This window comes from Streptomyces sp. NBC_00038 (assembly GCF_026343635.1).
Classification (GTDB): domain Bacteria; phylum Actinomycetota; class Actinomycetes; order Streptomycetales; family Streptomycetaceae; genus Streptomyces.
On the sequence record NZ_JAPELQ010000001.1, the window covers coordinates 2238016 to 2264520 of the forward strand.

Consider the following 26505-nt stretch of genomic DNA (forward strand, 5'->3'; position numbering starts at 1 on the left):
CCCTGCCTTCGCCCTTGGCTTGGACCATCCGGAACGCGCACGCACCCGACCGACGCGTGCGCGGAAAAGCCGGTCGGCCCCGGAGCGCATGGCACGCGCTCCGGGGCCGACGAGCTCAAACCCTCATGGGATGAGGTGCAACGTCACTTGTTGATGCAGGTGTTGCCGAAGGCGGGGTTCAGCAGCCCGATCACCGAGACCGTGTTACCGCAGACGTTCACCGGGACGTGAACGGGCACCTGGATGACGTTGCCGGAGGCAACACCCGGGGAACCCACAGCGGCACCCTGGGCACCCGAGTCGGCGACGGCCAGGCCCGCACCCGCGAGAACCAGACCACCGGTGGCGGCCGCAGCGGCGACGATCTTCTTGATCATTATTCCTCCTTGTTGGCAAATGCGATCCCAGCTTCGGATCGCATCACCTGTAACGAGGGGGAAGTAATGGGGCTACGCGCTTATCGTCTCATTCACTCTTCTCAGTCAATTCCGCACAGGCTGGCGAATAGTGAAGTCGCGTTTCAGTGGGCCAATTCACCGCACAGCCCGGCCCGTTCAGGAAGCGTCGATGAAGCGGTCGAGCACGCGTACACCGAATTTCAGCGCGTCGACCGGCACCCGCTCGTCGACCCCGTGGAACATGCCCGCGAAGTCCAGCTCCGGCGGCAGCTTCAGCGGCGCGAAGCCGAAGCAGCGGACGCCGAGGTCGGCGAAGGACTTGGCGTCGGTTCCGGCCGACAGCATGTAGGGGACGGCGCGCGCGATCGGGTCCTCGGCGGACAGCGCGGTCTGCATGGCGTCGACGAGGGCCCCGTCGAAGGTGGTCTCCAGCGCCTTGTCGGCGTGCACGTCCTCGCGCTTCACCTTCGGGCCGAGAATCCGGTCCAGGTCGGCGAGGAATTCCTCCTCGTAGCCCGGCAGATAACGCCCGTCGACGTGCGCGGTCGCCTGCCCCGGAATCACATTGACCTTGTAACCCGCGCCCAGCTGGGTCGGATTGGCGGTGTTCTGCAGGGAGGCGCCGATGAGCTTGGCGATGCCGCCGAGCTTGGCGAGCGTCGCGTCCATGTTCTCCGGGTCGAGCTCGGTGCCGAGCGCGTCGCCGAGTTCGTCGAGGAAGTGCCGCAGCGTCTTCGTCACGCGGACCGGGAACTTGTGCCGCCCGAGCCGGCCGACGGCCTCCGACAGCTCGGTGATGGCGTTGTCCTTGTGGATCATCGAACCGTGCCCGGCGGTGCCGTCCACGGTCAGCTTCATCCAGTGCATGCCCTTCTGGGCGGTCTCGACGAGATACAGCCGCAGCTTCTCGTTGACCGTGAAGGAGAACCCGCCGACCTCACCGATCGCCTCGGTGACGCCCTCGAAGAGGTCCGGGTGCTTGTCGACCAGATGCCGCGCACCCCAGGTGCCGCCAGCCTCCTCGTCCGCGAGGAACGCCAGGACGATGTCGCGGGGCGGCTTGCGCCCGCTGCGCAGCCGGTCCCGTACGACCGCCAGCGTCATGGCGTCCATGTCCTTCATGTCGACCGCGCCCCGGCCCCACACACAGCCGTCGGCGATCTCGCCGGAGAAGGGGTGGTGGGTCCAGTCCTGGGCGTTGGCCGGTACGACATCGGTGTGGCCGTGGATGAGCAGCGCGGGGCGTGAGGGGTCCTCGCCCTCGATGCGGGCGACCGTGGAGGCGCGCCCCTGGTGGGACTCGAAGATCTGCGGTTCGAGCCCCACTTCGGCGAGCTTCTCGGCGACGTACTCGGCGGCCTTGCGCTCACCGGGCCCGGAGTGGTCCCCGTAGTTGCTGGTGTCGATCTGGATCAGCTCGCGACAGAGGTCCACGACCTCGTCCTCGCCAGAGACGCCCCTGGCCGTGTTCGACTCGCTCACGCTGCTTCCTCCCACTGTCACTGCTGGTGGTCCCCCCTCATCCTCTCTCCGACCCCCGCCCCGTCCAAGGCCGGACCCGGCCCGTCACACGCCGTTCACGCGGGAACGGGGCGTGATCGGGCGCCCTCGGAAGCCTGGTAATGTTTCCTCTGTCGCCGCGAGGGAAACCCCGCGCGACAGACACCTTGTCCGGGTGGCGGAATGGCAGACGCGCTAGCTTGAGGTGCTAGTGCCCTTTAACGGGCGTGGGGGTTCAAGTCCCCCCTCGGACACCAGATGGTTCTGTGCGAACGGTGCCGGCGGATTCTCCGCCGGCACCGTTCGCGTTTCGTCGTCGTGCGTCGACTCCGCGCGGCCGTCAGCGGGCCAGCGCCGGGGCCTGTGCCGGGATCGCGGGGGCGTGCGGGTAGGCGGCCGCCCGGTGCTGGAAGGAAAGGATCTTCGGGTTCTGGATGATGCCGTCGCGGATCTCGATGGCCTTGCTGACCGTGGCGTCGGCCTCCCATGCCGCGGGGCCGCTCATGACCTTGCGCAGGTAGGGAAGGAGCGCCTCGCTGATCTCCCAGGTGGCGGAGTTCCACATGTGGGAAGGGCTGTGATCCACCCCGTAGTAGTGGCAGCCAGGACCCACCGTGGGCATGGGGTCGCCGAAGGTGGTCGGGCGGGCCCATGCGAAGCCCATGCCCTCGTCGCAGGCGACGTCGACGAAGAAGGTCCCCGGCTTGAACTGGGCGAGTTCCTCGTCGTTGACGAACATCAGCGGCGCGTCTGTGTCCTGCAGGACACAGTTGACGATGATGTCGAACCCGGCCAGGTACTCCGCGAGCGGCGCGGAGCCGGCCGCGGTGATGGCCCGCAGCTTCGACGGATCGTCCGCCTGCTCCTCGAAGTGCCCCATCACGACCGACGGCATCGGCGAGGCCACCGCGGCGGCGGCGCGCTGGGTGAGCACGGTGACGTCGGAGACGCCCATGGCGCCCAGGCCCGTGACCGCTCCGCGCGCCGTGGCGCCGAAGCTGATGACCACCGCGCGCAGCCGGCGCCCGTAGCTGCCGGTCAGCCCGCCGAGCTGCAGGGCGTGCAACACCGAGCAGTAGCCCGCGAGTTCGTTGTTCTTGTGGAACACGTGGACGCTGAAGGCGCCCGTGGAGGTCCAGTGGTTCATGGCCTCCCAGGCGATGAGGGTCAGCTGCCGGTCGATGGCGAGCTGGGTCATCTTGTCGTCCTGCACGCAGTGCGGCCATCCCCACAGCACCTGGCCCCGGCGCAGCTCGGCGACGTCCTCGTGCATCGGTTTGGGCAGCAGCAGGACATCGCACTCGGCGATCAGCTGTTCGCGGGAGCGCAGACCGGCGACGAGCGGTCGCAGGGCGTCGTCGGCGACGCCGAAGCGCTCGCCGTAGCCGCGTTCAAGGAAGATCTTCTCGCGTACGTCCGGGCCGATCCGGCCGAGGTGCGCGGGGTGCAGGGGAAGTCGGAACTCGTTCTCCTTGTTGGAGGAGGCAAGGACTCCCAGACTCATCAGGCTCGTGCGGCTCATACGCTTCCTCGTCATTGAGTTGTTGTCGTTCGGAGCACCTTGTGAACGGGGAAGCCCGCTAACTCGGGGCGCGGAACGGGACACGGAACTCAGTGCGGGAGGTCGAGCGAGCAGTCATGGGGCGGCCCATTTCCGCCGGGCACGAGGTGCTCCGGCCTTGCCGTTCCCCGAGGGCGACGCTGTGACGGATGACGGCGTGCGAAATGCGCTCGGTACCCGCAACCGTACTCCCCTGCGGGCTCCTCGAACCCCGCTGACGTGCGCAGGGCGAAGAGCGCAGGTCACCAACTCCGGGTGGAACCGGACCCATTGCATTGCCGTACGACGTGTTACGGCAAGATGTGGGGCAGATCTCGTCAGAGTGACAGATCCCCACGTCAGAGCACCACCAGGGCACCGGAATCACTGGTTCCAGGGGCTCCCCGACGCCTCCTCACATGGCTGACGTGCAGGTACGCGACTAGCGTCGTACTAAAATTTCACGCTTGTTTGGAGCTGGACCGGAATATCCCCAGGCGTACCTGCGGGCCCACCAGCGCCCCGGACGCTCCGGGAACACCACGTGAGGACCCGATGGCAGCCCTAGAGCAAGGCCCTGCGCTCGCTCTGTTCGACGAGGAGGTGCGAGCGGAGTTCGGTGACCGCGCGCGCTTCTCCGCCTCCTCCGCCGCCTCTCCGCGCACGCTCGTGGACATCCTCGACGCCTCTGTCCGGGCGTACCCCGACGAGCCCGCCCTGGACGACGGCGAGCGCTCGCTCACCTACCGTGCGCTGGCCGTCGAGGTCGAGGCGCTGCGCCGCAGGCTCGCGGACGCCGGGGTCGGCCTCGGCGACCGGGTCGGCGTCCGCGTCCCCTCCGGCACCAATGACCTGTACGTCGCCATCCTCGCCGTGCTGGCCGCCGGCGCCGCCTATGTGCCGGTGGACGCCGAGGATCCGGACGAGCGGGCGGAGCTGGTCTTCGGGGAGGCTCAGGTGCGCGCGGTCGTGGGGGCCGGGCACGAGCTGACCGTCACCGGCAGGAGCGAGGTGCCCGCCGCGCGGCCCGGCACCGAGCACGACGCCTGGATCATCTTCACCTCGGGCTCCACCGGCAAGCCCAAGGGCGTGGCCGTCAGTCACCGCAGCGCCGCCGCCTTCGTCGACGCCGAGGCGGACCTCTTCCTGACCGAGGAACCGATCGGGCCCGCCGACCGGGTCATGGCGGGCCTCTCCGTCGCCTTCGACGCCTCCTGCGAGGAGATGTGGCTGGCCTGGCGCTACGGCGCCTGTCTGGTGCCCGTGCCGCGTTCCCAGGTGCGCAGCGGCGCCGATCTGGGGCCCTGGCTGGTGGAGCAGGAGATCACCGTCGTCTCGACCGTGCCGACGCTGGCCTCCCTCTGGGAGCCCGAGGCGCTCAACGAGGTCCGGCTGCTGATCTTCGGCGGCGAGGCCTGCCCGCCCGAGCTGGTGCAGCGGCTGGTGACCGAGGGCCGCGAGGTCTGGAACACCTACGGGCCCACCGAGGCGACCGTCGTCGCCTGCGCCTCCCTGATGACCGGCGAGGAGCCGATCCGGATCGGGCTGCCGCTGAACGGCTGGGAGCTGGCCGTCGTCGACGAGGCCGGGGAGCCGGTCGCGATGGGCGACAGCGGGCAGCTCGTCATCGGCGGGGTGGGGCTCGCCCGCTATCTCGACCCCGAGAAGGACGCGGAGAAGTACGCGCCGCTGGAGTCGCTGGGCTGGGAGCGGGCGTACCGCAGTGGTGACCTGGTCAAGGCGGAGCCCGAAGGGCTGATCTTCCTCGGGCGGGCCGACGAGCAGATCAAGCTCGGCGGGCGCCGGATCGAGCTCGGCGAGGTGGACGCCGCACTCCAGGCGCTGCCCGGTGTCGCGGGTGCCGCTGCCGCCGTACGGACCGCGCGCAGCGGCAACCAGCTGCTCGTCGGCTATGTCGTCACCCAGGACGGCTGGGACCATGCCACGGCCGTCGAGAAACTGCGCGCCGAGCTGCCCGCCGCCCTGGTCCCGCTGCTCGCGCCGGTCGAGGACCTGCCGACCCGGACGTCCGGCAAGGTCGACCGCAACGCGCTGCCCTGGCCGCTGGAGAACCTGGAGACCGGCGGCGCGAAGGAGCAGCTGTACGGCACCGAGGCCTGGCTCGCCGAGCAGTGGAGCGAGGTCCTCGGCATCCCCGTCGCCACCGCGTCCGACGACTTCTTCGCGATCGGCGGCGGCAGCCTCGCCGCCGCCCAGCTCACGACGAAGCTCCGCGCCCGCTATCCCAGCGCCGCCGTCCTCGACATCTACCAGCAGCCCACCCTGCGCAAGCTGGCCCGGCACCTGGAGAAGTCCCGGCAGGACGACGGCGCCGAGCGGGTCATCGCGCCGGTCCCGCTGCGGACCAAGGCGACCCAGCTCCTCCTGCTGATCCCGCTGTTCACCCTGCTCGGCCTGCGCTGGACGGTGGCGCTGGCCGCGCTCGGGAACGTACTGCACTGGTTCGGGCCCTATCCGTGGGCGCCGACGGCCTCGTGGTGGCTCGTCGCCGCCGGGGCCCTCGTCCTCTTCAGCCCGCCGGGGCGGCTCGCGATCGCCGCGGGCGGTGCGCGGCTGCTGCTGCGGGGCGTGAAGGCGGGCCGCCACCCGCGCGGTGGGAGCGTGCATCTGCGGCTCTGGACCGCCGAGCGGCTGGTCGAGTTCAGTGGCGCGACCTCGCTGACCGGCTCCTGGCTGGAGCGGTACGCGCGCGCCCTGGGCGCCAAGATCGGCCCCGACGTGGACCTGCACTCGCTGCCGCCGGTGACCGGCATGCTCAAGCTGGGCCGGGGTGCGGCCGTGGAGTCCGAGGTGGACCTGTCGGGGCACTGGCTGGACGGTGACCGGCTGGAGATCGGCCCGGTGAAGGTGGGCGCGCACGCCGTGGTCGGTACGCGCAGCCTGCTGTTCCCGGGTGCGCGGGTGGGCAAGCGGGCCGAGGTGGCCCCCGGATCCGCCGTGGCCGGGCATGTTCCAACCGGGCAGCGCTGGGCCGGAGCGCCCGCCGTCAAGCTCGGCAAGGCGAAGCGGGCCTGGCCCAAGGAGCGCCCGGCGCGTGGCACGTACTGGCGCGTGATGTACGGCGTGACCGGCTTCGCGCTGTCCGCGCTGCCGCTGGTCGCGGGCCTTGCCGCGCTGCTCGTGGCGCATGAGTTCGTGAGCGCGGACGCCGGGCTCGCTGAAGCCCTGCGGGGTGCGGCGGTGGCCCTGGTGCCGGCGACGCTCGCCTTCGGCCTCGCGTACGCGCTGCTGCTCCTCATCGCCGTACGACTGCTGAGCCTGGGGCTGCGCGCGGGTACGTATCCGACGCACAGCCGGATCGGCTGGCAGGCCTGGACGGTCACGCAGCTGATGGACCGCTCGCGGGACACGCTGTTCCCGCTGTACGCCGGGCTGATCACGCCGGTGTGGCTGCGGCTGCTCGGGATGAAGATCGGGCGGGGCGCCGAGGTCTCCACGGTGCTCGCGCTGCCGAGCCTCACCACCGTGGGTGAGGGCGCGTTCCTCGCGGACGACACGCTCACCGCGCCGTACGAGCTCGGCGGTGGCTGGGTGAAGATCGGGCGGGCCGAGATCGGGCGCCGGGCGTTCCTCGGGAACTCCGGGATGACCGCGCCGGGCCGCAGCGTGCCGGACGGCGGGCTTGTCGGGGTGCTGTCGGCGACGCCGAAGAAGGCGAAGAAGGGCAGCTCCTATCTGGGGCTGCCGCCGATGAAGCTGCCGCGTGCCACGCAGGGCGGCGATCAGAGCCGTACCTACGACCCGCCCGCGCATCTGCTGTGGGCGCGCGGTCTGGTGGAGCTGTGCCGGATCGTGCCGGTGTTCTGCTCGACGGCGCTCGCCGTGCTGACGGTGGCCGCGCTGAGTGCGCTGGGGGCCTGGGCCTGGGCGCTCGCCGGTGTGGTGCTGCTCGGCGTGGGTGTGCTCGCGTGTGTGCTGTCCATCGTGGCGAAGTGGGTACTCGTGGGGCGGCACCGGGCGGGCGAGCACCCGCTGTGGAGCAGCTTCGTGTGGCGCAACGAGCTGGCGGACACCTTCGTCGAGGTGGTGGCCGTGCCGTGGCTGGCCGGTTCCGTGCCGGGTACGCCGCTGATGACGGCGTGGCTGCGCGGGCTCGGTGCCCGGATCGGCAAGGGCGCCTGGGTGGAGAGCTACTGGCTGCCCGAGACGGACCTGGTGTCGCTCGGCGATGCTTCCACCGTGAATCGGGGCTGTGTCCTGCAGACTCACCTCTTCCACGACCGGATCTTGCGGACGGATACTGTTGTCCTCCGTGAGGGCGCCACCCTGGGCCCGGGCGGAATCGTCCTGCCCGGCAGCACCGTCGGGGCCCGCTCCACACTGGGTCCCGCGTCGCTCGTGATGGCGGCGGAGTCCGTTCCCGACGACACCCGCTGGCTGGGCAACCCGATCGAGTCATGGCGTTCATAGAAGAGAAGGCCGGATCGGATACGAAGGGCGGTGTACCGGCACGTCGTACGAGCACAGGGCAGGGAGCAGACGCAGCAGTGAGCGTTCAGCAGACAGTGGGATCGGACCCGTACTTCCCGGCCAACGGTGATCCCCGCTACCGGGTGCACCGGTACGAACTCGCGCTGGACTACCGCCCTGGCCCGAACCGGCTCTCCGGCACCGTGCGGCTCAACGCCATAGCGGGCCGCTCCCCGCTCACCGAGTTCCACCTGAACCTGGCCGACTTCCGGATCGGCCGGGTCCGTGTCGACGGCAAGGCACCGCACTACACGCACCGCGGCGGCCGACTGCGGATCCGCCCCCCGAAGCCGATCCGGGCCGGTGCCGCCTTCACCGTCGAGGTGCACTGGGCCGGCAATCCGAAGCCGGTGAACAGCCCCTGGGGCGGGCTCGGTTGGGAGGAGCTGGAGGACGGGGCCCTGGTGGCGAGCCAGCCGGTCGGCGCACCCTCCTGGTACCCGTGCAACGACCGCCCGGCCGACAAGGCCGCGTACCAGATCTCGATCACCACTCCGTCCGCGTACTCGGTGGTGGCCGGTGGCCGGCTGCTGACCCGTACGACGCGGGCCTCGACCACCACCTGGGTCTACGAGCAGTCGGCGCCCACGTCCAGCTATCTGGTCGGCCTTTCGATCGGGAAGTACCAGACGGTGCTGCTCGGCGACCCGGGCCTCGGCGGCGTGCCGCAGACCGGCCATCTGCCCGCGGACCTGCTCTCCGAGTTCTCCCGGGACTTCGCCCGGCAGCCCGCGATGATGGAGCTGTTCGAGGATCTCTTCGGGCCCTATCCGTTCGGCGAGTACGCGGTGGTGGTGACGGAGGAGGAGCTCGATGTCCCCGTCGAGGCACAGGGGTTGTCGCTGTTCGGCGCCAACCACCTGGACGGGGCGCGGGGTTCGGAGCGGCTGATCGCGCACGAGCTGGCGCACCAGTGGTTCGGCAACAGCGTGTCCATCGCGGACTGGCGGCACATCTGGCTGAACGAGGGGTTCGCCAAGTACGCGGAGTGGCTGTGGTCGGAGCGTTCCGGCGGCCGCGCGGCGCAGCAACTCGCCGCCGCCGCCCACCGGAAGCTGTCCGCGCTGCCGCAGGACCTGTGTCTGTCCGACCCGGGGCGCAAGCTGATGTTCGACGACCGGCTCTACGAGCGCGGCGGGCTCGTCCTGCACGCGGTGCGCTGCGCGATGGGCGACGAAGACTTCTTCCGCATGCTGCGGGGCTGGGCCACCCAGCACCGGGGCGGCGCAGTCACGACAGCCGCTTTCACCGCACATGTGACCCGCTACGCGGCCGAACCCCTGGACGACCTGTTCGCCGCATGGCTGGACAAGAGGGCGCTCCCTCCGCTGCCCTCGCCCGCGGCCTCACGGCTTCCGGCGCGGCCCACCTACCCGCCGACCAACGCCGACTCGGCGTAGACGCAGAGAGATTCATTCGCAGCCATGACCAGTCGCTCCTGCCCGTGTGGGCTCCCCCAGTCGTACGAGCAGTGCTGCGGGCGCTTCCACGCGGGCGCCGCGGCCGCGCCGACCGCCGAGGCGCTGATGCGCTCGCGGTACGCCGCCTTCGTACAGCGGGACGAGAAGTACCTGCTGCGGACCTGGCACCCGCGCACCCGGCCCTCGTCCGTCGACTTCGATCCCGGGATGCGGTGGACCGGTCTTGAGATCCTGGAGACGGGTGACGGCTCCGCGTTCCACTCGGCGGGGACCGTGACCTTCCGGGCCTCCTACCGGGGCGGCTCGCTGCATGAGCGCAGCCGCTTCGAGCGGGTCGACGGAGCGTGGGTGTACGTGGACGGCGACTTCATCCAGTAGCCGTTGCGGCGCTTACGGCGCCAGTATGTCCAGCTCCTGGAGCGCGCCCACCGTGATCTCGCGGGTGAGCGCCTCGGCGCGGGCCGCGTCGCCCTCGCGGACGGCCTCCGCGACCTGGACATGGAGGGTGACGGCGGCGGGGTCGGGGTCCTCGAACATGACTTCGTGGTGGGTGCGGCCCGCCAGGACCTCGGCGACGACGTCGCCGAGCCGGGCGAACATCTCGTTGCCCGAAGCGTTGAGGATCACCCGGTGGAAGGCGACGTCGTGGACGAGATACCCCTCCAGCTGGTGGCCGCGTGAGTTGGCGACCATGCCGAGGGTGCACTCGGTGAGTTCGGCGCACTGGGCGGCGGTGGCGTACTTGGCGGCGAGGCCCGCGGCGATCGGTTCGACGGCGGAGCGCAGCACGGTGAGCGAACGCAGCTGGTGGGGGCGGTCGGCGCCGGCCAACCGCCAGCGGATGACCTGAGGGTCGTACACGTTCCATTCGACCTTGGGGAGGACCGTCACGCCGACGCGGCGGCGGGACTCGACCAGGTGCATGGATTCGAGCACCCGGACCGCCTCACGCATCACGGAGCGTGACACCTCGAAGCGCTGCGCGAGTTCGTCCGTGCGCAGCACGCTGCCCGGCGGGTACTCGCCCGCGGTGATCGCCGGCCCGAGGGTCCCCAGTACATGTTCGTGCAGGCCCCGGCCCCGTGTGCTCATGGGGCCAGCGTACGAGTCCGCGGCTCGGAACAAAAAGTCAGACTTATATGTCACAGACTCTTGAATTTGTCGTACCTAATGGGTTTCAGTGGCGTCGACATCAGATGTCTCAGGTGTCGACGAAGACGATGAAGACAGCGAGAGCACGATGCAGCTGACGCAGACCCCCCACGTCGTCGTGGTCATGGGCGTCGCAGGCACCGGGAAGACCACCATCGGTCCCCTGCTTGCGGCCCGGCTCGGCGTTCCCTACGCCGAGGGCGACGACTTCCACCCGCAGGCCAACATCGCCAAGATGTCGGCCGGGACCCCGCTCACCGACGACGACCGGTGGCCGTGGCTCGACGCCATCGGGCGCTGGGCGCACGAGCGGGCGGGGCTCGGCGGGGTGGTCAGCAGCTCTGCGCTGAAGCGCGGCTACCGGGACCGGCTGCGGGCGGCGGCGCCCGGGGTCGTGTTCGTGCACCTCACCGGTGACCGCGCACTCATCGAGGACCGGATGTCGCACCGCCAGGGGCACTTCATGCCCACGGCGCTCCTCGACTCCCAGTTCGCCACCCTCCAGCCCCTGGAGGAGGACGAGGCGGGTGTCGCCGTGGACGTATCCGGTGACCCCGGAGAGATCACCGAGCGGGCCGTGGCCGCCCTCCGCGACCTGCCTCAGCCCTCCAACTAACCCCTTTTGGCTATCTTCCCCACGTAAGGAACCACCGTGACCAGACTCAGCGTCGAGATGCTGGCAGCGGACACCGTCGAGCCGATCACCTCGGCGGGCCATGCTCAGCTGGGTATCGCCGTGCTTGCGGGCATCGCGGTCATCGTCCTGCTCATCACCAAGTTCAAGCTGCACGCCTTCCTGGCCCTGACCATCGGCTCGCTCGCCCTCGGCGCGTTCGCCGGGGCACCGATCGACAAGGTGATCGTCAGCTTCACCACCGGACTCGGCTCGACCGTCGCCGGTGTGGGCGTCCTGATCGCCCTCGGCGCGATCCTCGGCAAGCTGCTCGCCGACTCCGGCGGCGCCGACCAGATCGTCGACACGATCCTCGCCAAGGCGGGCGGGCGCGCCATGCCGTGGGCGATGGTGCTGATCGCCTCGGTGATCGGTCTGCCGCTGTTCTTCGAGGTCGGCATCGTGCTGCTGATCCCGGTCGTCCTGATGGTCGCCAAGCGCGGCAACTACTCCCTGATGCGCATCGGCATCCCGGCCCTCGCCGGCCTGTCCGTGATGCACGGCCTGATCCCGCCGCACCCCGGCCCGCTGGTCGCGATCGACGCGGTGGGCGCCAACCTCGGCCTCACGCTGGCGCTCGGCATCCTGGTCGCCATCCCCACGGTGATCATCGCGGGTCCGGTCTTCTCGAAGTACGCCGCCCGGTGGGTGGACGTCCCGGCCCCCGACAAGATGATCCCCGCCCGCGCCTCCGAGGAGCTGGAGAAGCGCCCCGGCTTCGGCGCCACCGTCGCGACCATCATGCTTCCGGTCGTGATGATGCTGGCCAAGGCGCTGGTGGACATCGTCGTGGACGACCCCACGCACATGATCCAGCGTGTCTTCGACGTCGTCGGCTCTCCGCTGATCGCGCTGCTCACCGCCGTGATCGTGGGCATGTTCACCCTTGGCCGCGCGGCCGGCTTCACCAAGGACCGGCTGTCGACGACCGTCGAGAAGTCGCTCGCCCCGATCGCGGGCATCCTGCTGATCGTCGGCGCGGGCGGCGGCTTCAAGCAGACGCTGATCGACTCCGGTGTGGGCCAGATGATCCTGGACATCTCCAAGGACTGGTCGATACCCGCGCTGCTGCTGGCCTGGCTGATCGCGGTGGCGATCCGGCTCGCGACCGGTTCGGCGACCGTGGCCACCATCTCGGCGGCCGGTCTCGTCGCGCCCCTCGCGGCCGACATGTCGACCGCGCACGTCTCCCTCCTGGTGCTGGCGATCGGCGCGGGCTCGCTCTTCTTCAGCCATGTCAACGACGCCGGGTTCTGGCTGGTCAAGGAGTACTTCGGCCTGAGCGTGGGCCAGACCATCAAGACGTGGTCGGTCATGGAGACGATCATCTCGGTGGTGGCGGGCGGTCTGGTCCTGCTGCTCTCACTGGTGATTTAGGGGTACGGGTATGAGTCACCCTCTGTTCGACATCAGCGGCCGTACGGCGCTGGTCACCGGGTCCAGTCGCGGCATCGGTCTCGCGCTGGCGCGGGGCCTCGCGGAGGCCGGCTGCACGGTGGTGCTCAACGGGCGCGACGGCGAACGGCTCAGCAAGGCCGCCTCCGAGCTGCCCGGTGAGGTCCACACCGCGGCGTTCGACGTCACCGACGGTCCGTCGGTCGCCGCCGGAATAGCGGATGTCGAGGAGCGGGTGGGCCCGCTCGACATCCTCGTCAACAACGCCGGCATGCAACTGCGGGCCCCGCTCCTGGAGTTCACGGACTCCGACTGGCACCGGATCCTGAACACGAACCTGACGAGTGCGTTCCTCGTCGGGCGTGAGGCCGCGCGCGGGATGACCGAGCGCGGCCACGGGAAGATCATCAACATCTGCTCCCTGCAGAGCGAGGTCGCCCGTCCGGGCATCGCCCCGTACGCGGCCACCAAGGGCGCGCTGAAGATGCTCACCAAGGGCATGTGCGCGGACTGGGGCCCGCACGGGGTGCAGGTCAACGGGCTCGGGCCCGGTTACATCGAGACCGAGCTGACCCAACCCCTGGTGGCCGACGAGGAGTTCAGCGCTTGGGTGCGGCGGCGTACGCCGGCCGGGCGCTGGGGCCGTACGGACGACCTGGTCGGCGGGGTGCTGTTCCTCGCCTCTCCCGCGGCGGACTTCGTCAGCGGGCAGGTGCTGTACGTCGACGGCGGCATGACGAGCGTGCTGTGAAAGGGGCCTCGGAGATGCTCGGTTGCGTGATCCACGGACAGGGCGACCTGCGGGTCGACGAACTGCCCGTGCCCTCCCCCGGCCCCGGCGAGGCGCTCGTCGCCGTCCGGTACGGCGGAGTGTGCGGGTCCGACCTGCACTACTGGCGGCACGGCGGGGTCGGCGACTTCCGGCTGCGGGAGCCGATGGTGCTCGGACACGAGGTCGTGGGGACCGTACTGTCGTACGGTGACGGTGCATCAGGTCCCGTACGGGGTACGGCTGTTGCCGTGCACCCCGCGACTCCGTGCGGTGTGTGTCCCGAGTGTGCCGATGGGCGCCGGAACGTGTGCCGTGACACCCGGTATCTGGGCAGCGCGGCGCGGATGCCGCACGTCCAGGGCGGGTTCTCCGCCCAAGTGACCGTGCCCGCCGAGCAGTTGCGGGCACTGCCCGCCGGGCTCGACCTGCGGCGGGCGGCGCTCGCCGAGCCCTTGTCCGTCGCGCTGCACGCGGTACGGCGGGCCGGCTCGGTGGCCGGGCGGCATGTGCTGGTGACCGGGGCCGGGCCCATCGGCTGCCTCGTGGTGGCCGCCGCGAAGGCGGCGGGCGCCGCTCGGGTGACGGCCACCGATCTCCTGCCGGAGGCACTGGCGTACGCGGCCTCGGCGGGCGCGGACCCGGTCGTACGGGCCGACGACCCCGGCGATCCCGGGTGGCCGTCGGAGGTCGACGTCGCCATCGAGGCGTCCGGTGTCGCCGCGGGGTTGGACACCTGCCTGCGCCTCGTACGGCGTGGCGGGGTCGTCGTGCAGCTCGGCATGCTGCCGCCGGGGCTGAGTTCCTTCGCGGGCAACCTGGTCGTCAGCCGGGAGATCGAACTGCGGGGCGCTTTCCGCTTCGACACCGAGTTCGACGACGCGCTGACGCTGCTCGCGGCCGAGCCGGCGTTCGACGGGCTGATCAGCGCGGTGGTGCCGGTGCGGGAGGCCGAATCGGCGTTCACCCTTGCCGCCGACCGCGGCCGGTCCTGCAAGGTGCTGCTCGACTTCGCCTCCTGAGCAACCTCTGGCCACTGCTGTCGCTGCCTGGCGGAATCGGCTTCCCGCCGGGCGGCGACGGTCCCATGATGGGAGACCTGTCCCCGGGGCCGCCCACGGCCGCCTGCCTGTTCCGTGGCGCCCAGGGGCGATGGCATCGGGGGTGTCATGGGGGCTTCGCTCGGAGTGCGCATAGCGGGGGTGTGCCTGGCGGGCACCCTGGCGATCACGACGGCGCTCGCCTGCGAAGACCACGGCGGCGGGCGGGACGGCTCCTTCGGGGGCGGGACGAGCCGGCCGGGCGGGGCAGTGAGTGGGGGAACGGACACGGGGACAGCCGCTGGTGCGCCCACCGCGCAGCCACCTGACAACGACTCGATGAGCGTGTCCGGCGGGTCCGACGGACCGGGTGGATCCGGTGATTCGGGTGGATCCGCCGAGAGCAGCGGCTCAGGAAGCTCGGGCGGCACTCCCGGCGGTTCCAGTACTCCCAGTCCTCCCAGCACTCCCGGCGTTGGTGGCCTTGTCGAAGCCCCCGCCTGGCTCCCGCCGGGCCCGGGCTCGCCCGACGCCGGGAACGCACCCGACCCCGAGAGCGTCTACGACGACCTCCGCATGACCCCCTCCGACTGCCGGGACACCCTGCGGGGCATCTCGGCGGAGGCCGGCTGGCGGATACTCCACGGCCTGGCCAACGCCTGCGCCGCCGTCCAGGGCCAGGGCGGCAGCTGGGCCGACGCGGCCTCGGACTACGCCGCCGCCGCGGATGGGCTCAGGACCTGCAAGGACCGCGCCGCGTACGCCGTACTGGGCGGGATCCTGCAATTCCACCGACAACACCCGTCGGCCACGGTGCCGTTGACGAGTTCTCCGCCCGGCAGGAACGCCTGCGACTTCGAGATCGCGGCGGTGAACGTGGTCGACCGCACGGAAGCACGGCCGGGCGACGCCGTCACGATCGAGGTCCACGACACCTACTTCGACCACGGGGAGCTGCGGACCAACGCCACCGTCCTCATCGACGGCGAGCCTCTCGGAACCGGCCCGCAGCTCGTGTCGGGGTCCGGCGACCGGGCGGTCATCTGCGTCGCCGCCCCGAGCCTGGCCACCGAGCAGTATCCGAAGTCCGTCAGCGTGACGGTCCGGTACGGCGCCTCGGCGACCAAGGAGAACGCCTTCACCGTCGTGGCCCCTGACCCCGCCCAGTCGCCCGGCGCGCCCGCGAGCGTCTGCCCGCAGGCGACCACCGGCAACGGCTCCGCGTCACCGTCGCCGTGAGGTCAGCGGCGCCACAGCGGATGCTCGCGCTCCGCCCACTCCCGGCTCACCGAGCCCGTCCGCAGGCCCCGTCGCGCCTCCGGATCGCCCAGCGCCATGCCGATGTGACCGGCCAGCACGATACCGATCGTCAGGGCCAGCCAGTCGTGGACGAACGTCGCGCTCGTGCGCCACATCAGCGGGGTGAGGTGGGTGAACCACATGATCAGCCCCGTGCCCACCATCACCAGCGTCGCCCCGGCGATCCAGGCCGCGTAGACCTTCTGGCCCGCGTTGAACTTGCCCGCGGGCCGGGCCGAGTGCCGCTTGTCGCGGCGCAGGGCGGCGCGCAGCCAGACGCGGTCGTGCGGGCCGAAGCGGTTGAGCCGGCCCAGGTCGGCGCGGAAGGCGCGGGAGGCGAGGCCCGCCAGGACGGGGACGGGCAGGGCGAGGCCGGCCCACTCGTGGATGCGGACCACCAGCTCGCGGCGGCCGACCAGCTCGGCGAACTGGGGGACGTACAGGCATGCCGCGGTCACCACGCACACGCCCATGAGCAGGGCCGTCACCCGGTGCACCCAGCTCTCCGTGCGGCTGAAGCGCCGTACGCGGGAGGCGAGGGCCGGGCTGTGGTCAACTCGTAGGTTCATCGTCGCGTCCGTTCGAGCGGCCGACCCAGGCGTCCACGTCGTAGCCCCGTTCCTCCCAGTAGCCGGGACGGACGTCCTCGGTGACGGTGATGCCGGAGAGCCACTTGGCGGACTTGTAGAAGTACATGGGGGCGACGTAGAGGCGGACGGGGCCGCCGTGGCTGTGGCCGAGGGCCTTGTCCTGCATGCGGTGGGCGACCAGGACGTCGGGGCGCCGGGCCTGTTCGAGGGTGAGGCTCTCCGTGTACATGCCGTCGAAGCAGGTGAAACGGATCGCCCCGGCCGTGGAGCGCACTCCCGCGGCGTCCAGGAGGTCGGACAGGCGGACCCCCTCGAAGGGGGTGCCCGGCACCCGCCAGCCCGTGACGCACTGGACGTCGTGCACGAGCCGGGTCTGCGGCAGGGCCTTCAGCTGGGCGAGGGTGTACGAGGTGGGGTGGTCGACCAGGCCGTCGACGGTGAGGCGGTAGTCGGTCGCGTCCTTGTGCGGGACGGACGACGCCACCGAGTAGTAGCGGAAGCCGCCGCCGTTGGGGAGCAGGCCCGTCAGTCCGGTGGGGTCCTTGTCGGACGCGCCGGCGAGGAAGGATTCGAGGCCTCGCTGGAGTGTGGGGGCGGCCAGCACGCCGAGGGCGCCGAGTCCGAGTGTGCCGAGGAACACCCGGCGGCCGACCGGCGCTCCGCGCTCCTCGGGGTGTTCCGGTTCCCGGGCTCGCGGTCGTTCCGGCTCCCGCTCGCCGGGATGTTCAGAGTTCACCTACTGATTCGAGCACCCGCGACCCCCAAAGGGCCAGGGGCGGCGGGTGCTCGTCAGAATTCCGTAACCACTTATTACGCGCTGTTGAGCAAGGGTGCCGTTCAGGAAGCGGATTCCGCCGCCTTGTCCAGTTGGAACGCCTCGTTGCCGAGCCCGATCCGGGCGTGCGCCTCGGGCTTGCGGGAGCGCAGCACCAGGCCCTGGACCAGGCCGGCGACCAGCGCCGCCCCGACGATGGACGGCAGCAGCCAGCTCAGCGTGGAGCCCGGGCCCGCCCCGACCAGGACGTCGAAGTCCTTGACCGTGTAGACCGCGATGACGAGCAGGGCGGTGCCCGAGACCGCAGCCGTGGCAAGGCGCCAGGCCTGGGCCCGCGCGGCGCCACGGCGGGCGAAGAAGACGATGACGGAGAGCGAGGCGGCCGCCATCAGCAGGATCACGCCGAGCGCGCCGATGTTGCCGCCCCAGGTGAACAGCTGCAGCACGGGCGCGGTCGGGTCACCGATCGGCTTGTCGTCAGCGATCGCGAAGCCGATCACGACGACCAGGGACACGGCGGTCTGGAGCAGCGAGCCGGTGCCGGGGGCACCGCTCGTGCCCGTGGTCCGGCCGAAGGCGGACGGCAGCAGTCCCTCCCGGCCCATGGCGAAGGTGTACCGCGCGACGACGTTGTGGAAGCTGAGCATGGCCGCGAACATGCCGGTCACGAACAGGACGTGCAGTACGTCCGTGAAGGTGCCGCCGAGCCGCGACTCGGTGAGGGAGAACAGCAGGCCCGGCCCCTGTTCCTGGGACGCGCCGACGATCCCGGAGGGGCCCGCCGCGATGGTGAACGCCCAGCTGCTGAGCGCGAAGAAGACGGCCACTCCGCCGACCGCGAAGAACATCACGCGCGGCACCAGGATGTGCGGCTTGCTGGTCTCCTCGGCGTACACGGGGGCCTGTTCGAAGCCGAGGAAGGCCGCGATGCAGAAGCAGAGCGCGGTGCCGACCCCAGCACCGGTGAGGGTGTCCGGGTTGAAGGCGTGCAGCGACAGGCCCTCCTTCGCCGGGTCGGCGACGGCGGCGAGGTCGAAGATGACGACCAGGGCCACCTCCACGATCAGCAGTACGCCCAGCACGCGCGCGTTGACGTCGATCTTCAGCCAGCCGAGCGCGCCGACCAGGAGCGCCGCCGCCAACGCCGGTATCCACCAGGCGATTTCGAGTTCGAGGTAGGTGGCGAACAGTCCGGAGACCTCGAAGCCGAAGATGCCGTAGATGCCGACCTGCAGGGCGTTGTAGGCGACCAGCGCGACCAGCGCCGCGGCTGCCCCCGCGGTGCCGCCGAGGCCGCGCGAGATGTACGCGTAGAAGGCTCCGGCGTTGTGGACGTGGCGGCTCATCTCGGCGTACCCGACGCTGAAGAGCACCAGGACCACGCCGAGGATGACGAAGAGCAGCGGCTGCCCGACGATGCCGATGACCGCGAATGTGGTGGGCATGACACCCGCGACCACCATGAGTGGTGCCGTCGCCGCGAGGACGGAGAGCAGCAGTCCTCCCGTGCCGAGCCGGTCGGCGCGCAGTGCGCGGTCCTGGCCCTTGAAGGTGCTGATGCCGGCCTCGGCGGTGGCCGGTCCGCCCGCGCCGGCCGTACTCGATGTGCTCGACGTACTCGAACTGCCCGTCGTCATCGCGGGGTTGTCCTTTCGGATGTTCGGATGTCCGGTTTTCGGGGGGTGGCGCTCAGACCGTGCCGAGCGCGCTGTCGCGTGCGGCACGGAAGGCAAGGTAGGGATCTCGGTCCGGGTACGACCAGGGCGTCGGGGTGGCGTGCTCTCCGATGCGGTGGAACAGGGCGGCGGCCTCGGCGGCCCGGCCCTCGCAGAACTTGGCGTGGGCAAGGAAGTTGAGGTCGACGTGGCGGCGCGGGTGGTCGTCGCGCTCCCACTCCAGCCACCAGTCGAAGGCGGCCTTCATGACCTGGCGGGCCCGGCGCCCGAGCCAGTGCTCCGAGGCGACCGGGTCGGCGGACTCGGCGCCGGCCAGGACGCGAAAGCGCTCAGCGTGCGCGACGACCGGGAGAATGGCCAACGGCGAGTCGGCGGGGGCCTGTTCGGCGGCCCAGTTGGCGAAGTCGTAGACCTCGTGCAGCGGGTCCTGGCCCGCCTTGGCGCCGCGCTCGGCCAGCCGCGCGACCATCAGATGGTGGGCGTGATGGTGATCGGCGTATCGGTGGCGCACCTCGTCGAAGAGCCGGACCACGTCCTCCTCGCCGCCGATGGAGCGCTCAAGGATGAGCAGGCCGAGCCAGGGCGTGGGGTCGGCGGGCACGAGTGCCGCGGCCGTGCGGCAGGCCTCGCGGGCGCGCTCCGGGCGTTCCTTCCCCTTCAGTGCCTGCTGCACGGTGGCACAGCCGAACAGCACGGCCGCGTCGCCGGACTCGGGTTCGGCGAGCTGCCAGTCGCGGACCCAGGCGAGCGCGGCGGGCTCCTGCGCGAGAACGGTGACGCGATGGCCCCGGCGGTCCCAGTCGTCTCCGGTTCCGGCGAGCAGCGCGCGGACCGCGGTCCATCGCCCCTGGTTCAACGAGGCGCGCGCGGCGACGAGTTCGGCGTCGTCGAGCGCGGCGTCGAAGGCCTGAGCCGCGCGCTTGCGACCGCGGCCGAGGGATGGCGGGGGTGGCGACACCGCGGCGTTTCCTCACTGGGCGCGGTTTGTCAGGGACTGATCACGCACAGCAAAGCCGGAGCCATAGGTTCCCGTCAAGTGCGGCCGGATTCTCTACACGATTCACCGGATCGCTACAACGTTTCAACCACCCTCGCGGGCCGGGGTGTTGATCCCACAGCCCGCTCCCGTCCACCACACGGGGGTCAGTTCACCGCCTTGGCCGCCGCCCTGCCCGCCGCACGCCCGGAGAACAGGCAGCCGCCGAGGAACGTGCCCTCCAGCGAGCGGTAGCCGTGGACTCCGCCGCCGCCGAACCCGGCGGCCTCCCCCGCCGCGTACACGCCCTCCAGCGGGTCCCCGCCCTCGGTCAGCACGCGCGAGGAGAGGTCGGTCTCCAGGCCGCCGAGGCTCTTGCGGGTCAGGATGTTGAGGCGGACGGCGATCAGCGGGCCGGCCTTGGGGTCGAGGATGCGGTGCGGGGTCGCCGTACGGATCAGCTTGTCGCCGAGGTAGTTGCGGGCGCCGCGGATCGACATCACCTGGAGGTCCTTGGTGAAGGGGTTCGCGATCTCCCGGTCGCGCGCGACGATCTCGTGGCGCAGCGCGGCCTCGTCGATGAGCGACTCCTTGGTGATCGCGTTCATGCCTCGTACGAGCGCGCCCAGGTCCTTCTCGACGACGAAGTCCACGCCGTTGTCCATGAACGCCTTGACCGGACCGGGCACATCGGCGCGTGCCCGCCCGATGACGTCCCTGATGGACTTGCCGGTGAGGTCGGGGTTCTGCTCCGAGCCCGAGAGCGCGAACTCCTTGCCGATGATCTTCTGGTCGAGCACGAACCAGGTGTAGTCGTACCCGGTCTTCATGATGTGTTCGAGGGTGCCGAGCGTGTCGAAGCCGGGGAAGAGCGGCACCGGCAGCCGCTTGCCGCGGGCGTCGAGCCAGAGCGAGGACGGCCCCGGCAGAATGCGGATGCCGTGGTTCTCCCAGATCGGGTTCCAGTTCTGGATGCCCTCGGTGTAGTGCCACATGCGGTCGCGGTTGATGAGGTGCGCGCCCGTCTCCTCGGCGATCGCCAGCATCTTGCCGTCGACGTGCGCGGGCACACCGGCGACCATCCGCTCCGGCGGCTTGCCCAGCCGCTCCGGCCAGTTGGCGCGTACGAGGTCGTGGTTGCCGCCGATGCCTCCGGAGGTGACGATCACCGCCTGGGCCTTGAGCTCGAACGCGCCGCTGACCGTGCGGCTGCTGGCCTGGCCGCGTTCGATGCCGGACGGCTCCAGGATCTCGCCGGTGACGGTGTCGACGGCGCCCGCGCTGCGGGACAGCGCGGTGACGCGGTGCCGGAACTTCAGCTGTACGAGGCCTCGGGCGACGCCCGCACGCACGCGCCGCTCGAAGGGTGCGACCAGGCCGGGGCCCGTCCCCCAGGTGATGTGGAAGCGGGGCACCGAGTTCCCGTGCCCGTTGGCGTCGTAGCCGCCGCGCTCGGCCCAGCCCACCACCGGGAAGAAACGGACGCCCTGCTGGTGCAGCCAGGAGCGCTTCTCGCCGGCCGCGAAGTCGACGTACGCCTCGGCCCACTGACGCGGCCAGTGGTCCTCGGCACGGTCGAAACCGGCCGTTCCCATCCAGTCCTGGAGGGCCAGGGCATGGCTGTCCTTGATCCGCAGGCGGCGCTGCTCGGGGGAGTTCACGAAGAAGAGCCCGCCAAAGGACCAGTGCGCCTGGCCACCGATCGACTGCTCGGGCTCCTGGTCGAGGAGGATCACCTTGCGGCCTGCGTCGACGAGCTCCGCGGTCGCTGCGAGCCCCGCGAGGCCCGCTCCGATCACGATCACATCTGCGTCGTAGGCCATGGGCCCGTCCTCTCGGCATTCCGACTGACCGGATCGGTGTGGGCCTGAAGTTCCCCATGAGGCTGGTCATGAGGTTCGTCACGAACCGATCGGCTTCGTCGCAGGTTGATGAGACATTTGAGGTGTGGAAGGCGGTGGTCGCCGATGGTGCTCGACCACTCGTTGTTACTGATCGGTCAGATCCTTCGGCAAGAAGAGTGACCGAGTCAACTGCCCGGATCCGGGTACTGTCGGGGGCAGGCCCCGGCCCGTGGCACTACAGTCGGCGCGATACGCACCCGTGGCCCGCACTGACTCCCGATGTATCGAGGTACACAGCGTGTCGGTTCTCGTTCTGGTCCTCTCTGTGAGCGCGGCCTGTTGTCTGGGCTTCGGGTTCGTGCTCCAGCAGAACGCCGCCTCGCACGCCCCCCTGAGCGACTTCCTCTCCCCCCGCCTGCTGCTCGACCTCGTCCGGGTGCCCCGGTGGCTGGGCGGCATCGGGCTCATGGTGTGCGGCATGGTCCTCGGCGCGATCGCCCTGGGCAAGGGCGAGATCTCCCTGGTGGAGCCCCTGCTCGCGACGAACCTGCTCTTCGCGCTCGCGCTCTCCCGCCACCAGACCAAGCAGCCGCTGGGCCGGCAGGGCTGGGCCGGGCTCCTGCTGCTCGCGGGCGGGGTCAGCGCGTTCATCGTCGCCGGGCAGCCGGAGGGCGGTGACGCCGTCACTGATCCCCTGCGGCACTGGCTGATCATCGGGGTCATGGTGGGGATCGCGCTGCTGCTCACCGCGTACGCGAAGCGGACCCGGCTCAGCTCCATGCCCGTGCTGCTCTCGCTGGCCGCGGGTCTGCTGTACGGCGTCCAGGACGCGCTCACCCGGGTCAGCTCGCAGCGCTTCGGCGACGGCGGCTGGTCCGAGCTGCTCACCGGCTGGCAGCCGTACGGGGTTCTCGTCCTCGGCGTGACGGGCCTGGTCCTTGTGCAGAGCGCCTTCGAGACCGCGCCGCTGCGGATGTCACTGCCCGCGCTCACCGCGGCGCAGCCGATTGCCGGGATCGTCTGCGGGGTCGGATTCCTCGGGGACCAGCTGCGTACGGACGCCGGGGCGCTCGCCTGGGAGGCGGCGGGGCTCGCGGCCGTCGTGGTGGGGATCGTGCTGCTCGGGTTGCATCCGGCGATGCCGCGCGGGACGTCCGCGGCGAAGCCGACGCTGGATCTTCAGCCGCACTGACGGAGACGGGCGACCTCGGGCCGGTCGGCCCGCGCGGTGCGGTCCTGTTTGGATGCGGTCCGGTCCTGCTTGGATGAGGCCATGAGTGCCGCCGACGAGATCCTCGACATCGTGGACGAGAACGACCAGGTTATCGGGCAGTCCCCGCGCGGCGAGGCGTATGCGCTCGGCCTGCGCCACCGGTGCGTGTTCATCCAGGCCAGGGACGCCGAGGGCCGGATCTTCGTCCACCGGCGGACGCCCACCAAGCTGGTGTTCCCCTCCCTGTACGACATGTTCGTCGGCGGAGTCGTCGGCGCGGGCGAGACCTACGACGACGCGGCCCTGCGGGAGGCCGAGGAGGAGCTCGGCGTCTCCGGGCTGCCCCGTCCCGTTCCCCTCTTCAAGTTCCTGTACGACAACGGGGCCGGCCAGACCTGGTGGTCCGCCGTCTACGAGGTCCGCTGCGAGCTCCCGGTCGACCCGCAGGTCGAAGAGGTCGCCTGGCACCGGTTCCTTCCCGAGGACGAGGTGGAGCGCCGCCTCACCGACTGGACCTGGGTCCCCGACGGCTTGGCGGCGTACGAGCGGCTCAGGGACTATCGCTCGCTGAGCTGAGCCGATCCGCTCCCCCGCCGAGCGCGTCGGCCAGCGCCCGCGCGTGGTCGGGTGTGCCGCCCAGGGCGAGTGGCAGGACACGCGGGCTGTAGCGCCCGTCGCACACCGCGAGGGGGCTCGGTCCGGCCGCGCCACCGCTCAGCGGGCTCCCACCCTGCGTCACCCACGTCGGCCCGTCCCAGAACGGGTGGTCGAGGAGCCGCTCGGCCACTCCGGGTGCGGCCTGCGGCTCGACCCCCACGGAGGTGAGCGCGCCGGAGATCCTCGACTCCGCCTCGGCCACCGGCACGTCCGCGTCCCCGAACGCGGGCAGCAGGAGGAGGAGCCGCAGCGCGGGGTCGCGTACGCCCTCGGCCCGCGCCGGGGCCGAGTCGGCGACGGCGACCAGCTCGGGCCAGGACAGCCCCGGGCCGCTGAAGTGGCCCTCCAGCGAGGCCAGGGGCGCATCCCGGTCCCAGTCGGGGTGCGTGATCAGGTAGTCAGTGCCGGGGTCGTCCGGGAAGTTGCGGTGGACGATCCACAGCAAGTGCCCGCCGGCCAGCGGTATTCGGTAGGCCGGCCAGACTTCCCGCGCGCTGTACAGCGCCTCGGTCGCGGCGTCGACGTCCGCCTCGTCGGCGCCGAAGAGTCCGGGCTCCTCGATGAACTCGTCCCAGCCCGGGAGGAAGTAGGCGGGCCAGAAGCCGGCCAGCCCGAGCAACTCCTCGGCGGGGGCGATGCCGTGGCCGGGCTCGGCGTACCGGGCCAATGACAGGGGAACGTCCATGCTTCGAACGGTAGCGAGCCGCACTGACAACGCTCCCGGTAGGGTCCAGGGCGTGATCGAATTCGTACGGAACGTCCAGCTGTGGTTCGCGCCCCGGGACGTCGAAGCGGAGGGCAGCACGCCCGACTACCGCTTCTCACTGGCGAACGAGCGGACCTTTCTGGCGTGGCTGCGCACCGCGCTGGCGCTGATCGGCGGCGGCTTCGCGGTGGACCAGTTCCTGCCGGACCTGCGGTGGGGATGGCGTGTCGGCCTCGCTCTGGCCCTGCTGGCGGCGGGCGTGCTCTGCTCGCTGCGGGCCGTCAACCACTGGGTGCGGTGCGAGATCGCGATGCGCAAAGGCGAAGACCTGCCCGTGTCGCGCTTCCCGGCCGTGCTGAGCATCGCGGTCGCGGTCGTCGCCGTGGCCATGGTCGTCGTCGTCCTCTTCGGCTGGGAAGGATGACCGCGCCCGCCCGGGAACGGGAGCGTGACCCGGGCCTGCAACCGGAGCGTACGAGGCTCGCGTGGCGGCGTACGACCCTGTCGAGCACGGTGGCCGCCGTACTCGCCGCGAAGACGACGCTGCACGGCGGGCTGTCGGTGACCGGAGTCGTGGTCTGCGCCCTGTGCTGCGCGCTCTGGCTGGGTTTCCTGGCCATCGCCCACCGCCGTATCCGCGTGCTCACCGCGCCGGGCCCGGGCGGACCGCCCGCGCTCGCGCCCCGGCACGCGACGGTCGCGACGCTGTGCACGGTGGCGCTGGCGGTGTGCGCGGCGGCGCTGGTGTTCTGAAGTGGCGCTGGTGTTCTGAGGTGGCGCTGGTGTTCCGAGGTGGCCCGGGCGGCGTCGGCACGCGAGTCGGAATGGCACGATTTAGGATGCTTTCTGGCGCTAGCCTGACGTCGTTTCCCACTCCCCACCACCTCCGAAGGTGAGCACGATGACCACCCTCCACGCGGAGCACTCAGCGCACGAGCACGCCCACGGCCCCACCTGCGGTCACACCGCCGTGCCACACGGCGACCACGTCGACTACGCGCACGACGGGCACCTCCACCGGGAGCACTCCGGGCACTGGGACGAGTGCGAGCCGAGCGGTCACACCGCGCACGACGGGCACGGTCACCAGCACGGCGACGGTTGCGGGCACCCCGCGGTCGAGCACGGCGACCACGTCGACTATGTGCACGACGGGCACCGGCACGCCGAGCACGAGGGGCACTGGGACGACCACTAGGCGGTCCGGATCCTCGGCGTCTCCCCCTCATCTCCCCGGCCGCCCTGGCTACCTTGGCTCCCGGGAGGGGAGACGCCGATCACGTTTCGTTCACCCGCTGGACGACATACCGACTGGTCGGCATCATGGTCACTACGTGATTTCCGTGTGCCGAGGAGCAAAGATGCGCCCAGACCACCCGCCGGGTCTCGATCTCCACCAGTTGCAGGGCCTGCTCGACCGTGAGCGGCCCGGGCTGGTGAACGGTCCGCTGACCGGCCGGTTGATCGAAGGCGGACGGTCGAACCTCACCTACGCGGTCACGGACGGCACCGCGAAGTGGGTCGTCCGGCGGCCCCCGCTCGGCCATGTGCTCGCCACCGCGCACGACATGAAGCGCGAACACCGGGTGATCAGCGCACTGCACCCCACGGCGGTGCCGGTGCCGAGCCCGGTGATCCTGTGCGAGGACGAGTCGGTGCTCGGAGCGCCGTTCTACGTCATGGAGTTCGTGGAGGGCACGCCGTACCGCACCGCCGAGGAACTCGTGCCGCTCGGCCCTGAGCGCACCCGCGACGCGGTGCTCGGGCTCGTGGACACGCTGGTCGAGCTGCACTCGGTGGATCCCGCCGAGGTGGGCCTCGCGGACTTCGGGCGCCCGGAGGGCTTCCTCGACCGCCAACTGCGCCGCTGGGGCAAGCAGTTGGACGCGTCCAGGAACCGGGAGCTGGCCGGGATCGACGAACTGCACGCGGCACTGGGCCGGGCGCTCCCCGACTCCCCCGCACCCGCGGTCGTGCACGGCGACTACCGGCTCGACAACGTGCTGATCGGCGCCGACGACCGGATCAACGCGATCCTGGACTGGGAGATGTCCACGCTGGGCGATCCGCTCACGGACCTGGGCCTGCTGGTGATGTACAGCATCCCTCTCGAAATGCCCAACTCCCCCATCAGCACGACCGCTTCGGCCGCCGGACACCCGCACCCGGCCGAGCTCGTCGAGCGGTACGCCGCGCGCTCGGGGCGCGACGTGTCCGCCGTCCCCTGGTACACGGCGTTCGCGTGGTTCAAGCTCGCCGTGATCCTGGAGGGCATCCACTACCGCTACACGCAGGGCCAGACGGTCGGCGCCGGCTTCGACCGCATCGGCGAACTGACCCCCGTCTTCATCGAGCACGGCCTGACCACCCTTCAGGAAGGCTGATCCGCC

At 70.8% G+C, this 26505-nt stretch carries 24 protein-coding genes and 1 tRNA gene; 15 read left to right on the forward strand and 10 right to left on the reverse strand.

What is annotated here, in order from left to right; translation table 11 throughout:
• Nucleotides 1-143: 143 nt before the first annotated feature.
• Nucleotides 144-377 carry a chaplin ChpH gene (chpH, locus tag OG219_RS10380; RefSeq protein WP_266466891.1) on the reverse strand — a complete coding sequence of 78 codons (234 nt, stop codon included), beginning with the start codon at nucleotides 375-377 and terminating at the stop codon, nucleotides 144-146.
• A gap of 177 nt (nucleotides 378-554) precedes the next feature.
• The gene (locus OG219_RS10385; RefSeq protein WP_266825142.1) at nucleotides 555-1880 is read right to left on the reverse strand and encodes a M20/M25/M40 family metallo-hydrolase; all 1326 of its coding nucleotides are present in this window, start codon (nucleotides 1878-1880) and stop codon (nucleotides 555-557) included.
• 187 nt (nucleotides 1881-2067) lie between these two features.
• On the opposite strand from OG219_RS10385, the gene OG219_RS10390 reads away from it, so the two are divergent.
• Nucleotides 2068-2155, forward strand: a tRNA-Leu gene (locus OG219_RS10390).
• A gap of 83 nt (nucleotides 2156-2238) precedes the next feature.
• On the opposite strand, the gene OG219_RS10395 is transcribed toward OG219_RS10390, so the two are convergent.
• Nucleotides 2239-3420 carry a N(5)-(carboxyethyl)ornithine synthase gene (locus OG219_RS10395; RefSeq protein ID WP_266825143.1) on the reverse strand — a complete coding sequence of 394 codons (1182 nt, stop codon included), beginning with the start codon at nucleotides 3418-3420 and terminating at the stop codon, nucleotides 2239-2241.
• A 573-nt stretch (nucleotides 3421-3993) separates the two neighbouring features.
• Here OG219_RS10395 and OG219_RS10400 point away from each other — a divergent pair.
• From OG219_RS10400 to OG219_RS10410, 3 genes are all read left to right on the forward strand, one after another.
• On the forward strand, nucleotides 3994-7869 hold the full coding sequence (locus OG219_RS10400) for a Pls/PosA family non-ribosomal peptide synthetase (protein WP_266825144.1): 3876 nt from the start codon (nucleotides 3994-3996) through the stop codon (nucleotides 7867-7869).
• A gap of 77 nt (nucleotides 7870-7946) precedes the next feature.
• The gene (locus tag OG219_RS10405; RefSeq protein ID WP_266825146.1) at nucleotides 7947-9329 is read left to right on the forward strand and encodes a M1 family metallopeptidase; all 1383 of its coding nucleotides are present in this window, start codon (nucleotides 7947-7949) and stop codon (nucleotides 9327-9329) included.
• 24 nt (nucleotides 9330-9353) lie between these two features.
• Nucleotides 9354-9728 carry a YchJ family protein gene (locus tag OG219_RS10410; protein ID WP_266825148.1) on the forward strand — a complete coding sequence of 125 codons (375 nt, stop codon included), beginning with the start codon at nucleotides 9354-9356 and terminating at the stop codon, nucleotides 9726-9728.
• Between the two features lie 12 nt (nucleotides 9729-9740).
• On the opposite strand, the gene OG219_RS10415 is transcribed toward OG219_RS10410, so the two are convergent.
• Nucleotides 9741-10442, reverse strand: coding sequence for a FadR/GntR family transcriptional regulator (locus tag OG219_RS10415; RefSeq protein WP_266825150.1), 702 nt, complete (start codon nucleotides 10440-10442; stop codon nucleotides 9741-9743).
• 148 nt (nucleotides 10443-10590) lie between these two features.
• Here OG219_RS10415 and OG219_RS10420 point away from each other — a divergent pair, with 148 nt between their 5' ends.
• The 5 genes from OG219_RS10420 (at nucleotide 10591) to OG219_RS10440 (ending at nucleotide 15618) form a co-directional block, all read left to right on the forward strand.
• Complete coding sequence (locus OG219_RS10420; RefSeq protein WP_266825152.1) at nucleotides 10591-11118, forward strand: gluconokinase; 528 nt, start codon at nucleotides 10591-10593, stop codon at nucleotides 11116-11118.
• Between the two features lie 36 nt (nucleotides 11119-11154).
• On the forward strand, nucleotides 11155-12552 hold the full coding sequence (locus OG219_RS10425; RefSeq protein WP_266825155.1) for a gluconate:H+ symporter: 1398 nt from the start codon (nucleotides 11155-11157) through the stop codon (nucleotides 12550-12552).
• Nucleotides 12553-12562: 10 nt separating this feature from the next.
• Entirely contained in the window at nucleotides 12563-13321 is a 759-nt protein-coding gene (locus tag OG219_RS10430) for an SDR family oxidoreductase (RefSeq protein WP_266825157.1), read from the forward strand.
• Between the two features lie 14 nt (nucleotides 13322-13335).
• Complete coding sequence (locus tag OG219_RS10435) at nucleotides 13336-14361, forward strand: L-idonate 5-dehydrogenase (RefSeq protein WP_266825159.1); 1026 nt, start codon at nucleotides 13336-13338, stop codon at nucleotides 14359-14361.
• Between the two features lie 594 nt (nucleotides 14362-14955).
• Complete coding sequence (locus OG219_RS10440; RefSeq protein WP_266825161.1) at nucleotides 14956-15618, forward strand: hypothetical protein; 663 nt, start codon at nucleotides 14956-14958, stop codon at nucleotides 15616-15618.
• Nucleotides 15619-15620: 2 nt separating this feature from the next.
• Here OG219_RS10440 and OG219_RS10445 read toward each other — a convergent pair whose 3' ends face one another.
• From OG219_RS10445 to OG219_RS10465, 5 genes are all read right to left on the reverse strand, one after another.
• Nucleotides 15621-16247, reverse strand: a complete 627-nt coding sequence (locus OG219_RS10445) for a cytochrome b/b6 domain-containing protein (protein WP_266825163.1) — start codon at nucleotides 16245-16247, stop codon at nucleotides 15621-15623.
• Nucleotides 16231-17004, reverse strand: coding sequence for a molybdopterin-dependent oxidoreductase (locus OG219_RS10450; RefSeq protein ID WP_266825165.1), 774 nt, complete (start codon nucleotides 17002-17004; stop codon nucleotides 16231-16233). Before OG219_RS10450 ends, OG219_RS10445 begins: the two co-directional genes overlap by 17 nt.
• A gap of 101 nt (nucleotides 17005-17105) precedes the next feature.
• A complete protein-coding gene (locus OG219_RS10455; RefSeq protein ID WP_266825167.1) occupies nucleotides 17106-18680 on the reverse strand; it encodes an APC family permease in 1575 nt (524 codons plus the stop codon).
• Between the two features lie 52 nt (nucleotides 18681-18732).
• Nucleotides 18733-19677 carry a hypothetical protein gene (locus OG219_RS10460; protein WP_266825169.1) on the reverse strand — a complete coding sequence of 315 codons (945 nt, stop codon included), beginning with the start codon at nucleotides 19675-19677 and terminating at the stop codon, nucleotides 18733-18735.
• A gap of 185 nt (nucleotides 19678-19862) precedes the next feature.
• Nucleotides 19863-21518 carry an FAD-binding dehydrogenase gene (locus OG219_RS10465; RefSeq protein ID WP_266825171.1) on the reverse strand — a complete coding sequence of 552 codons (1656 nt, stop codon included), beginning with the start codon at nucleotides 21516-21518 and terminating at the stop codon, nucleotides 19863-19865.
• A gap of 319 nt (nucleotides 21519-21837) precedes the next feature.
• On the opposite strand from OG219_RS10465, the gene OG219_RS10470 reads away from it, so the two are divergent.
• Both OG219_RS10470 and OG219_RS10475 read left to right on the forward strand, forming a co-directional pair.
• A complete protein-coding gene (locus OG219_RS10470; RefSeq protein ID WP_266825173.1) occupies nucleotides 21838-22731 on the forward strand; it encodes a DMT family transporter in 894 nt (297 codons plus the stop codon).
• Between the two features lie 81 nt (nucleotides 22732-22812).
• A complete protein-coding gene (locus tag OG219_RS10475; protein WP_266825175.1) occupies nucleotides 22813-23328 on the forward strand; it encodes an NUDIX hydrolase in 516 nt (171 codons plus the stop codon).
• On the opposite strand, the gene OG219_RS10480 is transcribed toward OG219_RS10475, so the two are convergent.
• Nucleotides 23303-24094 carry a hypothetical protein gene (locus OG219_RS10480; RefSeq protein WP_266825177.1) on the reverse strand — a complete coding sequence of 264 codons (792 nt, stop codon included), beginning with the start codon at nucleotides 24092-24094 and terminating at the stop codon, nucleotides 23303-23305. The two genes, OG219_RS10475 and OG219_RS10480, sit on opposite strands and share 26 nt — an antisense overlap.
• Before the next feature lie 52 nt (nucleotides 24095-24146).
• Here OG219_RS10480 and OG219_RS10485 point away from each other — a divergent pair, with 52 nt between their 5' ends.
• From OG219_RS10485 to OG219_RS10500, 4 genes are all read left to right on the forward strand, one after another.
• Nucleotides 24147-24539 carry a YidH family protein gene (locus tag OG219_RS10485; RefSeq protein ID WP_266466824.1) on the forward strand — a complete coding sequence of 131 codons (393 nt, stop codon included), beginning with the start codon at nucleotides 24147-24149 and terminating at the stop codon, nucleotides 24537-24539.
• Nucleotides 24536-24868, forward strand: coding sequence for a DUF202 domain-containing protein (locus OG219_RS10490; RefSeq protein WP_266825179.1), 333 nt, complete (start codon nucleotides 24536-24538; stop codon nucleotides 24866-24868). The genes OG219_RS10485 and OG219_RS10490 overlap by 4 nt, the downstream gene beginning before the upstream one ends.
• 148 nt (nucleotides 24869-25016) lie before the next feature.
• Nucleotides 25017-25313 carry a hypothetical protein gene (locus OG219_RS10495; RefSeq protein WP_266825181.1) on the forward strand — a complete coding sequence of 99 codons (297 nt, stop codon included), beginning with the start codon at nucleotides 25017-25019 and terminating at the stop codon, nucleotides 25311-25313.
• Nucleotides 25314-25476: 163 nt separating this feature from the next.
• A complete protein-coding gene (locus OG219_RS10500; RefSeq protein ID WP_266825183.1) occupies nucleotides 25477-26499 on the forward strand; it encodes a phosphotransferase family protein in 1023 nt (340 codons plus the stop codon).
• The last annotated feature ends 6 nt before the right edge of the window (nucleotides 26500-26505 follow it).

Coding starts and splice junctions, on each gene's coding strand:
- OG219_RS10415 (WP_266825150.1), bottom strand. CDS start 10,442: ATGAGCACACGGGGCCGGGGCCTGCACGAACATGTACTGGGGACCCTC.
- OG219_RS10475 (WP_266825175.1), top strand. CDS start 22,813: ATGAGTGCCGCCGACGAGATCCTCGACATCGTGGACGAGAACGACCAG.
- OG219_RS10480 (WP_266825177.1), bottom strand. CDS start 24,094: ATGGACGTTCCCCTGTCATTGGCCCGGTACGCCGAGCCCGGCCACGGC.
- OG219_RS10500 (WP_266825183.1), top strand. CDS start 25,477: ATGCGCCCAGACCACCCGCCGGGTCTCGATCTCCACCAGTTGCAGGGC.
- OG219_RS10400 (WP_266825144.1), top strand. CDS start 3,994: ATGGCAGCCCTAGAGCAAGGCCCTGCGCTCGCTCTGTTCGACGAGGAG.
- OG219_RS10445 (WP_266825163.1), bottom strand. CDS start 16,247: ATGAACCTACGAGTTGACCACAGCCCGGCCCTCGCCTCCCGCGTACGG.
- OG219_RS10465 (WP_266825171.1), bottom strand. CDS start 21,518: ATGGCCTACGACGCAGATGTGATCGTGATCGGAGCGGGCCTCGCGGGG.
- OG219_RS10440 (WP_266825161.1), top strand. CDS start 14,956: ATGACCCCCTCCGACTGCCGGGACACCCTGCGGGGCATCTCGGCGGAG.
- OG219_RS10435 (WP_266825159.1), top strand. CDS start 13,336: ATGCTCGGTTGCGTGATCCACGGACAGGGCGACCTGCGGGTCGACGAA.
- OG219_RS10410 (WP_266825148.1), top strand. CDS start 9,354: ATGACCAGTCGCTCCTGCCCGTGTGGGCTCCCCCAGTCGTACGAGCAG.
- chpH (WP_266466891.1), bottom strand. CDS start 377: ATGATCAAGAAGATCGTCGCCGCTGCGGCCGCCACCGGTGGTCTGGTT.
- OG219_RS10495 (WP_266825181.1), top strand. CDS start 25,017: ATGACCACCCTCCACGCGGAGCACTCAGCGCACGAGCACGCCCACGGC.
- OG219_RS10430 (WP_266825157.1), top strand. CDS start 12,563: ATGAGTCACCCTCTGTTCGACATCAGCGGCCGTACGGCGCTGGTCACC.
- OG219_RS10420 (WP_266825152.1), top strand. CDS start 10,591: ATGCAGCTGACGCAGACCCCCCACGTCGTCGTGGTCATGGGCGTCGCA.
- OG219_RS10455 (WP_266825167.1), bottom strand. CDS start 18,680: ATGACGACGGGCAGTTCGAGTACGTCGAGCACATCGAGTACGGCCGGC.
- OG219_RS10395 (WP_266825143.1), bottom strand. CDS start 3,420: ATGAGCCGCACGAGCCTGATGAGTCTGGGAGTCCTTGCCTCCTCCAAC.
- OG219_RS10490 (WP_266825179.1), top strand. CDS start 24,536: ATGACCGCGCCCGCCCGGGAACGGGAGCGTGACCCGGGCCTGCAACCG.